This window comes from Photobacterium sp. 1_MG-2023 (assembly GCF_030547945.1).
In the GTDB taxonomy this organism is placed as follows: Bacteria; Pseudomonadota; Gammaproteobacteria; order Enterobacterales; family Vibrionaceae; genus Photobacterium.
On the sequence record NZ_JAUORR010000001.1, the window covers coordinates 76,269 to 89,637 of the forward strand.

Annotated in this window: 13 protein-coding genes; 2 read left to right on the forward strand and 11 right to left on the reverse strand. The window is 51.3% G+C overall.

All coding sequences use genetic code 11. The annotated features are described in order from the left end of the window. Positions 1 to 9 precede the first annotated feature (9 nt). The 4 genes from iscU to trmJ form a co-directional block, all read right to left on the reverse strand. Positions 10 to 396 carry a Fe-S cluster assembly scaffold IscU gene (gene iscU / locus Q4579_RS00335; protein ID WP_046218868.1) on the reverse strand — a complete coding sequence of 129 codons (387 nt, stop codon included), beginning with the start codon at positions 394 to 396 and terminating at the stop codon, positions 10 to 12. 32 nt (positions 397 to 428) lie between these two features. Continuing rightward, the gene (locus Q4579_RS00340) at positions 429 to 1,643 is read right to left on the reverse strand and encodes an IscS subfamily cysteine desulfurase (RefSeq protein WP_303560765.1); all 1,215 of its coding nucleotides are present in this window, start codon (positions 1,641 to 1,643) and stop codon (positions 429 to 431) included. Between the two features lie 31 nt (positions 1,644 to 1,674). Further along, entirely contained in the window at positions 1,675 to 2,181 is a 507-nt protein-coding gene (gene iscR / locus Q4579_RS00345; protein WP_303560766.1) for a Fe-S cluster assembly transcriptional regulator IscR, read from the reverse strand. Between the two features lie 109 nt (positions 2,182 to 2,290). Further along, entirely contained in the window at positions 2,291 to 3,025 is a 735-nt protein-coding gene (gene trmJ / locus Q4579_RS00350; protein ID WP_303560767.1) for a tRNA (cytosine(32)/uridine(32)-2'-O)-methyltransferase TrmJ, read from the reverse strand. Between the two features lie 201 nt (positions 3,026 to 3,226). Here trmJ and suhB point away from each other — a divergent pair, with 201 nt between their 5' ends. After that, positions 3,227 to 4,027: an inositol-1-monophosphatase gene (suhB, locus tag Q4579_RS00355; protein WP_211647321.1), complete on the forward strand. Its 801-nt coding sequence runs from the start codon at positions 3,227 to 3,229 to the stop codon at positions 4,025 to 4,027. Between the two features lie 113 nt (positions 4,028 to 4,140). Here the strand turns inward: suhB and secF are convergent, their stop codons facing one another. The 7 genes from secF to Q4579_RS00390 all read right to left on the reverse strand — a co-directional run bounded on the left by secF (position 4,141) and on the right by Q4579_RS00390 (position 12,217). Then, on the reverse strand, positions 4,141 to 5,088 hold the full coding sequence (gene secF / locus Q4579_RS00360; RefSeq protein WP_303560769.1) for a protein translocase subunit SecF: 948 nt from the start codon (positions 5,086 to 5,088) through the stop codon (positions 4,141 to 4,143). Positions 5,089 to 5,100: 12 nt separating this feature from the next. Beyond that, positions 5,101 to 6,945, reverse strand: coding sequence for a protein translocase subunit SecD (secD, locus tag Q4579_RS00365; RefSeq protein WP_303560771.1), 1,845 nt, complete (start codon positions 6,943 to 6,945; stop codon positions 5,101 to 5,103). Between the two features lie 25 nt (positions 6,946 to 6,970). Beyond that, positions 6,971 to 7,306 (reverse strand): preprotein translocase subunit YajC, encoded by a 336-nt coding sequence (yajC, locus tag Q4579_RS00370; protein WP_211647318.1) that lies wholly within the window; start codon positions 7,304 to 7,306, stop codon positions 6,971 to 6,973. A 21-nt stretch (positions 7,307 to 7,327) separates the two neighbouring features. Then, on the reverse strand, positions 7,328 to 8,455 hold the full coding sequence (gene tgt, locus Q4579_RS00375) for a tRNA guanosine(34) transglycosylase Tgt (protein WP_303560774.1): 1,128 nt from the start codon (positions 8,453 to 8,455) through the stop codon (positions 7,328 to 7,330). 197 nt (positions 8,456 to 8,652) lie between these two features. Continuing rightward, positions 8,653 to 9,708 carry a tRNA preQ1(34) S-adenosylmethionine ribosyltransferase-isomerase QueA gene (gene queA / locus Q4579_RS00380; RefSeq protein ID WP_303560775.1) on the reverse strand — a complete coding sequence of 352 codons (1,056 nt, stop codon included), beginning with the start codon at positions 9,706 to 9,708 and terminating at the stop codon, positions 8,653 to 8,655. Between the two features lie 95 nt (positions 9,709 to 9,803). Continuing rightward, positions 9,804 to 10,823: a serine protease gene (locus Q4579_RS00385; protein WP_303560776.1), complete on the reverse strand. Its 1,020-nt coding sequence runs from the start codon at positions 10,821 to 10,823 to the stop codon at positions 9,804 to 9,806. Positions 10,824 to 11,101: 278 nt separating this feature from the next. Further along, entirely contained in the window at positions 11,102 to 12,217 is a 1,116-nt protein-coding gene (locus Q4579_RS00390) for a trypsin-like serine protease (protein ID WP_303560778.1), read from the reverse strand. A gap of 296 nt (positions 12,218 to 12,513) precedes the next feature. Between Q4579_RS00390 and Q4579_RS00395 the strand changes: the two genes are divergently transcribed. Beyond that, a complete protein-coding gene (locus Q4579_RS00395; protein WP_303560779.1) occupies positions 12,514 to 13,149 on the forward strand; it encodes an ACP phosphodiesterase in 636 nt (211 codons plus the stop codon). Positions 13,150 to 13,369 lie beyond the last annotated feature (220 nt).

A 13,369-nucleotide genomic window follows, 5' to 3' on the forward strand; every position in this document is an offset into this window, starting at 1 on the left:
CTTATTTCATTAATTGCTTTGATGTTTCTTTTTGTAATCGCTGACTGCCGCCTTGATGGCGTCCTCTGCCAGAATCGAGCAGTGTACCTTCACAGGAGGCAGTTCCAGCTCTTCAGCAATGGCTGAGTTTTTGATCGATGCAGCTTCGTCCAGTGTCTTCCCTTTGACCCACTCAGTGATCAGAGAGCTGGATGCGATTGCTGAACCACAACCGTATGTTTTAAAGCGTGCATCTTCAATGATACCTTCATCAGATACCTTGATTTGCAGTTTCATCACATCGCCACAGGCTGGTGCACCCACCATACCGCTACCGATGTTTTTGTCATCTTTATCAAAAGAGCCCACGTTACGTGGATTCTCATAATGATCAATTACTTTGTCACTATATGCCATGGTAGTTTCCTCGAATTCGTGCAGATCGCAACTTAGTGGTGCGCCCACTCAACTGTGTTCAGATCGATTCCCTCTTTGTACATATCCCAAAGCGGTGACATCTCACGCAGTTTGTTGACTGCGGAACTGATTTGCGAAATTGCGTAGTCTACTTCTTCTTCCGTTGTGAATCGACCGAAAGAGAAGCGGATTGAACTGTGTGCCAGCTCGTCGTCCAGACCCAATGCACGCAGTACATAAGAAGGCTCCAGACTTGCAGAAGTACAGGCAGAACCTGAAGAAACCGCCAGGTCTTTCAGCGCCATCAACAGCGACTCACCTTCAACAAAAGCAAAGCTGATGTTCAGGTTGTTCGGAACACGTTGCTCCAGGTCACCGTTGACCGTCATCGCTTCGATGTCTTTCACACCGTCCAGCAGGCGGTTGCGCAGTGCCAGTGCGTGCTGACGATCTTTGTCCATATCTTCTTTTGCAATACGGAATGCTTCGCCCATGCCCACGATCTGATGTGTTGCCAGAGTCCCTGAACGCATACCGCGCTCATGACCACCACCATGCATCTGCGCTTCCAGACGGATACGCGGCTTACGACGAACATAAAGTGCGCCAATCCCTTTCGGGCCATAAACTTTGTGTGCAGACAAAGAGATCAGGTCAACTTTCATTTCCTGAACATCAATTGGCAGTTTGCCTGCAGATTGCGCAGCGTCCACGTGGAAAATTACACCGTTTTCGCGGCAGATTTCACCGATCGCTGTGATGTCTTGAATCACACCGATTTCATTGTTCACGTGCATAATCGAAACCAGAATGGTGTCTTCGCGAATGGCATCACGCAGTTTCGCCAGATCGATCAGACCATTGGTTTCAGGCTCCAGATAAGTCACCTCAAAGCCTTCACGCTCCAGTTGGCGACATGGATCCAGAACTGCTTTGTGCTCGGTTTTGCAGGTAATGATGTGCTTACCTTTCTTCGCGTAAAAGTGTGCAACACCTTTAATCGCCAAGTTATCAGATTCTGTTGCACCTGACGTGAATACGATCTCGCGTGGATCAGCATTCAGCAGGTCAGCCACTTGCTCACGGGCAGTATCGACTGCTTCTTCGGCTTGCCAGCCGAAACGATGAGAACGGGACGCCGGGTTACCGAAGTTTCCGTCCATTGTCATGCATTGCACCATTTTCTCGGCAACACGTGGATCAACAGGGCAAGTCGCAGAATAATCTAAATATATTGGCAGTTTCATCTTCATCTCCAAAAACACGGGCCGCTGGGCGCTAGGAGCGAACATCGACACCTATAGTGGCGCTGTCGTGTGTATTTTTATTTCCAAAGGACGATTTCTGAAGGCGTTGGTCCTGACGATCCGAAACTTCGATAACGTCATTATCCTGCATCAGCTCACCGAGCGTAATATTGTTCAGGAAGTCACTGATTCGGGTGCTCAAATCATGCCAGAGGGTATGGGTCAGACAGCGTACGCCGCCCTGACAATCGCCTTTCCCGTGACATTTCGTTGCGTCAACAGATTCGTCGACAGCAGCAATGACAGTGCCTACTGCAATCTGATGCGCTTCTTCACCCAAGCGATAGCCGCCACCAGGTCCGCGAACACTCGCAACCAAACCGGCTTTGCGCAAGCGAGCAAATAATTGCTCAAGATAAGACAGTGATATCCCCTGGCGCTCTGAAATATCTGCCAGAGGCACCGGACCTTCCTGAGAATGCAGTGCCACATCTAACATGGCTGTGACTGCATACCGTCCTTTTGATGTCAATCTCATAACACACCGCTACCCACTTCAATCTATGGCAGCAGTGTCGCATACCTGACTAATTTGGTCAAGTATATACCTGAGTAAAACAGTCAGGTTTTATCTTGTTCATTTATGGTTATTTTTTCTGTCCAGAGAGGGATTTTTGTACTGAAGACAGGATGCCTCGCAGAATATTCAGCTCCTGTTCTTCCGGTCTGGCCCGAACAAACAAACGGCGAAGTTTTTGCATCACCATGCCGGAACGGTTGCTGATAAACTGGGTCTGCGCCATGACTTCCTGCAGATGATCGAAGAACTTCTCCAGTTCCATGGTTCTCGGATATTCCGCCAACGTCTCTTCTGCCGGGAATGCCTGCGCTTCTTTGGCCAGATAAGCCATCCGGACTTCATAACTGATTGTCTGCACCGCCATGGCCAGATTCAGCGAGCTGTACTCCGGGTTTGCCGGAATATACACATGGCAGTGGCACTTTTGCAGCTCTTCATTGGTCAGGCCGGTCCGCTCACGTCCAAACAGCAGCGCAACCGGATGAGAAGGCGCTTCTTCAATCGATTGAAGACCGCACTCACGCGGATTCAGTTGCGGCCATTCCAGGCTGCGGGAGCGCGCACTGGAGCCAATCACCAGACCGCAGTCGGCAATCGCCTCGTCCAGGCTGCCAACAACGCTGGCATTTTCAACGATGTCTGCCGCGCCGGCAGCCAGTGCGATTGCCTGTCCGTCAATTTCACAGGCCGGTTCGACCAGCACCAGCTGACTTAATCCCATCACTTTCATGGCGCGTGCCGCTGAACCAATATTTCCTGAATGAGAGGTGCCCACCAGCACCACGCGGATTTGCTCTAACATGAAGGTGTGTTTTCCAACTCTGATTCCAAAACCGGGGGATTTTAGCACAGCCAATCCTAAAGTGGGGAAAACATTATCAGAGAGACATTGGACAGATATGCATAGTCAGTTTCGTACGAAAAATAACCGCTTCCCTTTTGCACAGTCTCTGATATACTCCCCGCCGCTTTTTAGTTCTTTAACATCCGTTGGGAAGATCCTATGCATCCGATGCTCAATATCGCGATCCGTGCTGTACGTAAAGCCGGTGACCATGTCGCTAAGTCTTTAGAAAAACCACAAGGCATTGAAGTCAGTAAAAAAGGCAACGATGTTGTCACCAATATCGATCACGAAGCAGAAGCGATGATCATCGACACGATTCTGAAATCCTATCCTGAGCACTGTATCGTGGGTGCTGAGTCTGGCACAAAGGAAGGCCGTGACAAAGAATGCCAATGGATCATCGACCCGGTGGATGGCACCAATAACTTCGTTCGCGGCTTGCCGCACTTTGCAATTTCTGTTGCCCTGCGTATGCGTGGTCGCACCGAAGTTGCTGCTGTTTATGATCCTTCCCGTAACGAACTGTTCACTGCAACTCGTGGTTCTGGCGCGCAGCTGAACAACCAGCGTATCCGTGCCTCTCAGCCACGTGACCTGACCGGTACCATTCTGGCAACTGGCCTGCCTTTTGCGGCAAAACAACACGCTGAAAGCTATTCAAAAATTCAGCACGCCATGTTTATTGAATGTGATGACATGCGTCAGTCCGGTTCGACTGCGCTGGATCTGTGTTATCTGGCAGCCGGCCGCGTTGACGGCGTTTTCAAACTGGGCCAAAAGCCATGGGAAATGGCTGCAGGTGAACTGATTGCACGTGAAGCAGGCGCAATTTGTACTGACTTCACTGGGAACACAAACTACCTGGTGTCCGGCAACATCGTGGCGGGTAACGTTCGCGTTGTGAAACCGATTCTGTCCAAGATCCGTGAACACGGCAGCGAAGCGCTGAAAAAATAAGTCTGGCTGATCCCGAACAGGGACCTCAGAACTGAAAAAGCCCCGGCTGAATGGCCGGGGCTTTTTTTCGACTGAAGAACAGTGGTCAGCGAACTGACCACCAGATACCTGCCTTAAGGTATCGCATCAAATTCTTCGCCTTCCTTCTCAACTTTTGGTGGCATCAGGTGCTCACGGGTAATCCCCAGTTTCAGCGCCAGTGCAGAAGCCACATAAATAGAAGAGTAAGTACCAACCGTGATACCAATCAGCAATGCGGTTGCAAAACCGTGGATCATGGTGCCACCTTTCATGAACAGTGCAATCACAACAAACAAGGTTGTTCCTGACGTGATCAGCGTCCGGCTTAATGTTTGTGTGATGGAGTTGTTCATGATATCTGCCGGGCCGCCTTTACGCATCTTCCGGAAGTTTTCCCGAATCCGGTCGAACACCACGATGGTATCGTTGAGTGAGTAACCGACAACGGTCAGCAGTGCCGCAACTATGGTCAGGTCAACTTCAATCTGCAGCAGAGAAAAGATACCAATCGTGATAATGACATCGTGTGTCAGTGACAGAACAGCACCCGCAGCCAAACGCCATTCAAAGCGCATAGAAACGTAGAGCAAAATACAAATCAACGAGACCAGAATCGCCATACCGCCCGCTTCTGCCAGTTCATCACCAACATTCGGGCCAACAAATTCGATCCGTCGCATTTCCACTTGCTGATGCGTCCCATCACGCAGGGCATCCAGCACCTGATTACCCAGTGTTTCGCCAGCAACGCCTTCACGCGGCTGCAAACGCACCATGACATCACGGGCCGTGCCAAAGTTCTGAACGATCGCATCGCCAAAACCAGCCGTTTCCAGTGATTGACGAATTTGCTCCAGATCAGCCGGATTCTCAAAGCCGACTTCAATCAGCGTACCACCGGTAAAGTCCAGCCCCCAGTTCATGCCTTTGGTCGCAACCACGCCAATCGAGGCAATGATCATGACGGCAGACAACACAAAGGCCAGTTTTGACCAACGCATAAAGTCGATCACTTTATCCGCTTTCAAGATTTGAAACATGTCAGCGTCTCCTTAGATCGACAACTTATCAATACGTTTGCCGCCATACAGCAGGTTCACCAGCATGCGGGTCCCGATAATGGCCGTAAACATTGACGTCAGAATACCGATAGACAGAGTGACTGCGAAGCCTTTGATTGCCCCGGTTCCCACAGCAAACAGGATGATCGCGGTGATTAACGTGGTAATGTTGGCATCTGCAATCGTACTGAAGGCATTCGCGTAACCTTGCTGAATCGCCTGTTGCGGACTCCGTCCTTCGCGCAGCTCTTCACGAATCCGCTCGAAGATCAAGACGTTGGCATCCACCGCCATACCAACGGTCAGAACAATACCGGCGATCCCCGGCAACGTCATCGTCGCCCCCGGAATCATCGACATCACACCAATGATCAGAATCAGGTTCATGGCCAGTGCCATATTAGCGATCAGACCGAACTTGCGGTAGTACATCAGGGTGAACAACATCACTGCGACCATGCCCCAGATACAAGCCTGGATCCCCATGTCGATGTTTTGCTGTCCCATTGATGGACCAATTGTCCGTTCTTCAACAATTGAGATTGGGGCAATCAGTGCACCGGCACGGAGCAGCAGAGACAGATTTTGCGCTTCAGCCGGGGTATCAATTCCCGTAATCCGGAAGTCACGTCCCAGCACCGTCTGAATCGTGGCCTGGTTGATCACTTCTTCATGTTTCTCCAGAATCACCTTGCCTTCCGGAGTGCGCTTGCCGCTGTCTTTATATTCGATAAACAGCGTGGCCATCAGCTTACCCACGTTATTCCGTGAGAACGCGGTCATTTTGCTGCCACCTTCGCTGTCCAGCTTGATGCTGACCTGAGGACGGCCATATTCATCACTGCCGGAAGTGGAGTCTGTGATGTGTGCACCCTCAAGAATCACACGTTTTTTCAAGACAACCGGATTACCTTCACGCGAGGATTTCACTTCGCTGCCCGGCGGTACTCGTCCTGACGCAGCAGCGGCCAGATCAACGCCAGTATCGACTTCACGGAATTCCAGGGTCGCAGTTGCTCCCAGAATCTCTTTCGCACGTGCAGTATCCTGAACACCCGGTAATTCAACAACAATACGGTTTGCACCCTGACGCTGAACCAGCGGCTCGGCAACACCCAGTTCATTCACCCGGTTACGCAGAATCGTAATGTTCTGAGCAACGGCGTAATTGCGGATTTCCTGCAAACGGCCTTCGGTAAATTGTGCATTCAGTGAGAAACCGCTGCCTTCGCTGAACACCATGTCCTGATGTAACTTGGACAGTTCACGTCTTGCCTGCTGAACCTGCTCTTCATTACGCAGTCGCACTTCAACACCATTCTCTTTGATATCAATCGAACGGTAACGAATGCGGGCTTCACGCAGCTCGGTACGGAACGCCTCTTCCTGTTGGGTCAGCAGCTTATCCATGGCCGCATCCATATCCACTTCCATCAGGAAATGAACACCACCACGCAGGTCAAGACCAAGTTTCATGGGTGATGCCCCCAGCATTTCCAGCCACTGAGGCGTTGATGGGGCAAGGTTGAGAGCAACAACGTAGTCATCACCCAAAGATTGATTCATTAAATCGCGGGCACTGATTTGCGTCTCAGTGTCTTGGAACCGGACCAGAATAGTCCCATTTTCGAATGCGATAGATTTGTAGGAGAGATTATCTTGATTAAGTTGCGCGGTGACTTTATCCAGCGCCGACATATCTACCGAGGCGCCACGCGCCCCGGAGATTTGGATCGCTGGATCTTCACCGTACACATTGGGAAGTGCATAAAGCAAACCGATCAGCAGTGCGAACACCACCATCAGGTTCTTCCACAAGGGATACCGGTTTAACACTGAGAAGATCCTTCAAAGCCATAAATTACAGAGATTTCATTGTGCCCTTTGGCAGAACCGCAGAAACAAAATCTTTCTTGATTGTCACTTCAGTGGTGTCGTTCAGTGCGATCACAATGTAGTCATTTTCTTCAGACACTTTGGTGATTTTGCCAACCAGACCACCATTCGTCAGCACTTCATCCCCTTTGCCCATAGAAGACATCAGGTTCTTATGCTCTTTCACCCGCTTCGCCTGCGGACGGTAGATCATGAAATAGAAAATGACTGCAAACAGGCCCAGCATGATGAACAGTTGCATGCCGCCACCCTGTGGTGCACCTTCAGCAGCAGCATGTGCTTGAGAAACAAAAAGACTCATTTATTCACGTCCTCGTTATAGTTAAATGTCTTTCAACGGTGGAACTTCGCGGTTCCGGCGCGCGTAGAACTCTTCTACGAATGCGTCGAAACGATCTTCTTCAATCGCCTGACGAATGCTTTCCATCAAACGCTGATAGTAACGTAAGTTGTGGATTGTATTAAGGCGCGCCCCCAAAATTTCATTACATTTATCCAGGTGGTACAGATACGCCTTCGAATAGTTGCGACAAGTGTAACAGTCACAATGCGGATCCAGTGGACTTGTATCCGTTTTATGTTTCGCATTGCGGATCTTGATCACACCGCCAGTGACAAACAGGTGACCGTTACGGGCGTTCCGGGTTGGCATCACACAGTCAAACATGTCAATGCCGCGACGCACACCTTCCACCAGATCTTCCGGTTTACCCACACCCATCAGGTAACGTGGCTTATCTTCCGGCAGTTGCGGACAGGTATGCTCCAGCACACGGTGCATGTCTTCTTTCGGTTCACCAACGGCCAGACCACCCACCGCGTAACCATCAAAACCAATTTCCGTCAGGCCCTTCACGGACACATCACGCAGATCTTCGTACACGCCACCCTGAACAATACCGAACAGTGCGTTCTCATTACCCAGTTTATCGAAATGGTTCCGGCTGCGTTTGGCCCAGCGCAGTGACATTTCCATCGATTGCTTGGCTTCATCATGCGTCGCCGGGTACGGTGTACATTCATCGAAAATCATCACGACATCTGAACCCAGGTCGTACTGAATTTCCATGGATTTCTCGGCATCCATAAAGATCTTGTCGCCATTCACCGGGTTACGGAAATGAACGCCTTCTTCTGTGATTTTGCGGATATCCCCCAGACTGAACACCTGGAAGCCGCCTGAATCCGTCAGAATCGGGCCTTGCCATTGCATGAAATCATGCAGGTCGCCATGCAGCTTCATCACTTCCTGACCCGGACGCAGCCACAGGTGGAATGTGTTCCCCAGCAGGATTTGAGCACCGGTATCTTTGACTTCTTCCGGCGTCATCCCTTTGACGGTGCCATAAGTTCCCACGGGCATAAACGCCGGCGTTTCTACGGTACCGCGTTCAAATACCAGACGGCCACGACGGGCGCGTCCCAGAGATTTATCTAATTCAAATTTCACAAAGCCTCCAATTGCCAGAGAAACAGTCTGACATTCAGGTCTGACGACCCAGGTTTATGCAAAAGGCCCTTCGCCTGATGCAGCAGTGATCTGCCATGAGATCGAAAACTGTCCGGCAGAAAGCCAGACAGTCAGATTCGGGGAAAGTTCGACACGGATTGCCACAAAGCAAAAACATGTCGCGAACCGATGTTTTTTTATTCAGCCTGCCGCCGCGTGATCAGCATGGAATCCCCATAACTGAAGAAGCGGTACTGCTCTGCAACCGCCTGACGATAAGCATTCATGGTGTGCTCATATCCCGCAAAAGCACTGACCAGCATGATCAGTGTTGATTCCGGCAGATGGAAGTTCGTAATCAATACGTCCACCAGCTGGAATGCGTAGCCCGGGAAAATGAAGATGTCGGTGTCGCCAAAGAACGGGACCAGTTCGGTGCCGTTTTTCAGGGCATCCTGTGCCGCACTTTCCAGTGAACGAACCGAAGTGGTGCCCACTGCAATCACGCGACCGCCCCGAGCACGGGTTGCCTGAATCGCATCCACCACATCCTGCGGTACTTCGACGTATTCCGCATGCATGTGATGGTCGTGAATGTTATCCACGCGAACCGGCTGGAATGTTCCCGCACCAACATGCAGGGTCACAAAAGCAAATTCAACGCCTTTGGCTTTGATGTCTGCCAGCAGCTGATCATCAAAATGAAGCCCGGCCGTGGGTGCTGCAACTGCACCCGGCTTAGCGTTATAGACAGTCTGATAACGCTCTTTATCTGCATCTTCGTCCGGGCGGTCGATATAAGGCGGCAATGGCATATGGCCAACCTGTTCCAGAATTTCCAGTACGGTCAGCTCGCTGTTGAATCGAATTTCAAACAGGGCGTCATGGCGGGCAACCATTTCGGCTTCGAATTCATCGTTTTCGCCCAGCAGCAGTTGTGTGCCCGGCTTCGGAGCCTTGGAAGCACGAACATGTGCCAGAATGCTTTGATCATCCAGCAGCCGCTCAACCAGAACTTCCAGCTTACCGCCACTTGCCTTGCGGCCGAACAGACGTGCCGGAATCACTCGCGTGTTGTTAAACACCAGCAAGTCACCTGGCTGAACCAGATCCAACACATTTTTGAACGATTGATGCGCAATCTCACCGCTGTTACCGTCTAATTGCAGTAAACGGCTCGCAGAACGCTCAGGTTGCGGATATCGCGCGATCAATTCATCGGGAAGGTCAAAGTGAAAATCTGAAACTTGCATTATTTTGGGCCCTAACTTACAGCAGGCAGCTAGTATAGGCTGCCTTACTGCAAGATCAAGCCCGCAGCAATGGGATGAAATACTTTGCTTGATTGTCAGCGTCGGGTTCGCAGGACGGCCAGCCCCGTCAGGGCCAGTAAAATGAACAGCGACAGACCACCGCCACTGTCATCTCCACCGCCGCCACTGCTCTGAACATTAATGTTCTCCAGCCCGGCCTGACTGTAATCTTTCAAAAAAGGATTCATGGCAAAAGCGGAAGCCGGGGTTGCGACAAAACCGCTGCCCACCACCGCGGCAATCCAATCCAGATAGGTTGCAACTTGGGTATAGACACCCGGCAAATTGCCGGCACACCCCTCACCAAAGCTCACCAGCCCGACCAGACGCAGTCCGAAGTCCGGATCACTGCTCGCCTGCGGATCCTGCCAAACCAGCGGTCCGCCGGAATCACCATAACAGCTGTCTCGCGACAACCGGGGAGAAGGGGGAGAAGCGCACACAAAAATACGGTACACCTGCGGATTCACCGAACTGCCCCACAGCATGTCGCAGTTCCTATCCGGCACGCCGGATAACAAGGTTTGCTGAAGCTGCGTTGCCCCGGGTGCGTCCGGATTTGGCGTTGTACTGCCCCACCCTGTCACCAGCAGGTTTCCTGGTCGATCACCATTCGCCACCCAGGTATTGGCAAACGCATTATCGGCTCGCAGTTGTGTGGCTACAGACGCAATCTGAATCGGGATTGCCGCTTCAGGCAGATCCATCGCCAACTGCAAAATGGCAATGTCATGATTGAAGTTACTGCTGTTATAAGCCGGATGGACCGTAATGGCGATCACAGGCGTGACGCTGCGACTGGTCGCCCCAAGCAGTGAGGTAATACCGGCCCAGACCCGGACGTGTTCAGGTGTCGCTCTTCGTCCGGCATTGATGATGCAATGGGCAGCGGTCAGGACAGTTCTGGCATCAACCACCACACCGCCACATTGATAGGCTTCTGTGCCGTTGCTGGAGAAATCGATGCTGATGAACGCTTGCCAGGGCACTTCCCCCGGCGAGGCTGAAATACCACCAATGATTCTGGCTTCAGGTGGATTTTCCGTGTTCCCCATGGGCGGCGACTCAGTTTCAGCGAAAACAGGTGAAACATGAAAAACACAGAAAAGAAGGAATAACAGGCACTTATCGATGGGGGCTTTCATCACTACTACCCTCATGAACTACAGTGGGTTAAGTATAAGGCCCGATAAAAATCGTCAATTGTTACATAAATGATATTCAGGGTTAGAATTGCGAAACGGGCCTGCACCACAGGTGAGGCCCGTCCATCGTGCCAGCTTTCCTGCACAATTCGCGCCGCTCATTCAGACGCGAAAAGGCTGTCTGTCACTTACTTTTTCCTGCGCCAGTACAACAGGAACAGTAATCCCAACAGTCCGCCGGGCGCCAGACTTCCACCACCGCTGTCAGAACGGGACAGCCCTGAATGAACGGGCGTTTCTGAACCTTGAAAAGACGGTTCTGGATTCAAGTTGGCCCGTTCAAACGGATCGATGATAAATACCGGATCGGGGTCAAAATCCAGCCCGACACCCGCGACAGAGCCAATCCAGGTCCGGTAATGCGACACTTCCGTATAGACTGCCGGCGCATCGGAGGCACATTGAGCCCCAAAACTCACCAGCCCGACCAACCGGAGTCCGAAGTCCGTATCGCCCTCATTCTGCGGGTTTTGCCACACCAGGGGTCCGCCGGAATCCCCCTGACAACTGTCCCGCTCGACCGCCGGTGACGGAGCAATCGCGCAAACGACCTGATCCCGGTTCCCGAGATTAATATTGCTCCAGACCCGATCACACACCTCATCCGGCACCCCAGACAGCAGGACCTGCTGTAAGGTATTGGAGACTGTGGCATCAGGCTCAGTAGACGTCAGGCCCCAGCCGGAAACCAGCAGATTTTCCGGATTGCCCCCCCCTTGGGTATAGGTATTGTCGAAAGCCAGATCGGCCTCAAACTGCTCACTGATCGTGGCAATCTGAATCGGCTGTACATCACCGGTGAGTGCAGAATTCAGTCGCAGCAACGCAATATCATTCGCGAAGGTAACAGGGTCAAAATCAGGATGGATGGTCACACTGGCCACTGTATAGGCATTGCTCTCCCGGGCACTGCTGGTCGTTGTGATGCCTCCCCAGACCAAAATTTCAAATGGCATAGCAACAACTTGGTTCTGTTCCATGCAATGTGCCGCAGTCAGGACTGTCGTGGGATCGATAATCACCCCGCCACATTGAAAGATATCCTGCCCATCCCGGCCATAATCAATATAAATTAAAGCCTGCCAGGGTAATGCATTCTGCTCGGCTGGTGTTCCGCCAATGATTTTCGCTACCGCAGAGACTTCATCTTGTGAAGAATTTTGCTGTGCAAAAACAGAACAACTGAGCACAGAAATGACCAGTGCCACCCCTGTAGAAACCTTCATCGCTTTTGAGATTCGCATGACACCTTCACCTTGCCTGAACATAACATGACTGCGACATCTCCTTTTATTGTATAAAAAACTACCAGCCGCATTGTGATGTTGACCCCTGAAGTTGCCATTTCTTTCGATTCGAGTCAGATTTTCTAAAAAGTTGGACACCACAGCACAGGCTTTCTATCAATCGGGGAAGAATCTTCCGGCATTACAATGTCTGGCATTCCGATTGCACAGCACAGCCATTTCCCTGTTACAGTATTGGTATGCGCTCTGAAGAACTGGGGCCCAGACGATGACGTTTTTTACAAGTACAGCCCATGAATTTCCTTGCACATCTGCATCTGGCCGATCATTGCCAGAGCCATCTGACCGGCAACCTGCTGGCTGATTTTGTCCGCGGTGACCCATACAGGCAATACTCGCCAGAAGTGGCTGCGGGGATCCGGCTGCATCGCTTTGTCGACGGCTTTATTGACAGCCAGCCCGAAGTCCGGGCCTGGCGTCAGACGTTTCCGCCGGTAATCCGCCGGGTGAGTGGCATTGCTCTGGATATGATCTGGGATCACTATCTGGCACGTCACTGGACGACATTTCATAGGTTACCGCTCACCGCATTTGTTGCACAGGCCAGAGCGGAAATCGAAGACTTTGCCGAACCCGTACCAGAGACGTACCAGCAAATGACCACGCGGATGTGGGAACAAGCCTGGCTGCTGGAGTACCGCCGGGCTGAAAGTATTCATCATGCGTTGGCGCGGATGGCTGCCAGACGTCCCAAATTGCATGCACTGTCTGAATGCCCGCCGTTTCTGACGACACATTACGCTGCACTGGAAGAGAGTTTTCTGATTCTGTACCCGAGATTGATGGCGGCAAGCCGGATGTACTGGCAGGAAAATCAGGCGAGGCTGATACAGCCGGATCTGGCTGAACCTTCGAAAGATGAAGAATGAAAAAGGGGAGCCAGCGGCTCCCAAGGCGATAACAATTTCAAAGTTATACCAATCAAAGTCAGTCAATGTTCAGAAATAGCGCAGGAAAAATGTTTGAGAAAAAGGCAGATTTTTTAGATCAGTCGTCATTCTACAATCAAAAAATCTAACGCAGTGATCGAACATTTGAACCCGCTAGGATGACCAGTGATTGACTGCGATTGGTATTCAAAGGCTATCT

Bases quoted from the DNA above. Each gene is read 5' to 3' on its own strand.
- iscR (WP_303560766.1), bottom strand. From the start codon at position 2,181: ATGAGATTGACATCAAAAGGACGGTATGCAGTCACAGCCATGTTAGAT.
- yajC (WP_211647318.1), bottom strand. From the start codon at position 7,306: ATGAGTCTTTTTGTTTCTCAAGCACATGCTGCTGCTGAAGGTGCACCA.
- Q4579_RS00385 (WP_303560776.1), bottom strand. From the start codon at position 10,823: ATGGGGAACACGGAAAATCCACCTGAAGCCAGAATCATTGGTGGTATT.
- Q4579_RS00390 (WP_303560778.1), bottom strand. From the start codon at position 12,217: ATGCGAATCTCAAAAGCGATGAAGGTTTCTACAGGGGTGGCACTGGTC.
- Q4579_RS00395 (WP_303560779.1), top strand. From the start codon at position 12,514: ATGAATTTCCTTGCACATCTGCATCTGGCCGATCATTGCCAGAGCCAT.
- trmJ (WP_303560767.1), bottom strand. From the start codon at position 3,025: ATGTTAGAGCAAATCCGCGTGGTGCTGGTGGGCACCTCTCATTCAGGA.
- suhB (WP_211647321.1), top strand. From the start codon at position 3,227: ATGCATCCGATGCTCAATATCGCGATCCGTGCTGTACGTAAAGCCGGT.
- secF (WP_303560769.1), bottom strand. From the start codon at position 5,088: ATGTTTCAAATCTTGAAAGCGGATAAAGTGATCGACTTTATGCGTTGG.
- queA (WP_303560775.1), bottom strand. From the start codon at position 9,708: ATGCAAGTTTCAGATTTTCACTTTGACCTTCCCGATGAATTGATCGCG.
- Q4579_RS00340 (WP_303560765.1), bottom strand. From the start codon at position 1,643: ATGAAACTGCCAATATATTTAGATTATTCTGCGACTTGCCCTGTTGAT.
- iscU (WP_046218868.1), bottom strand. From the start codon at position 396: ATGGCATATAGTGACAAAGTAATTGATCATTATGAGAATCCACGTAAC.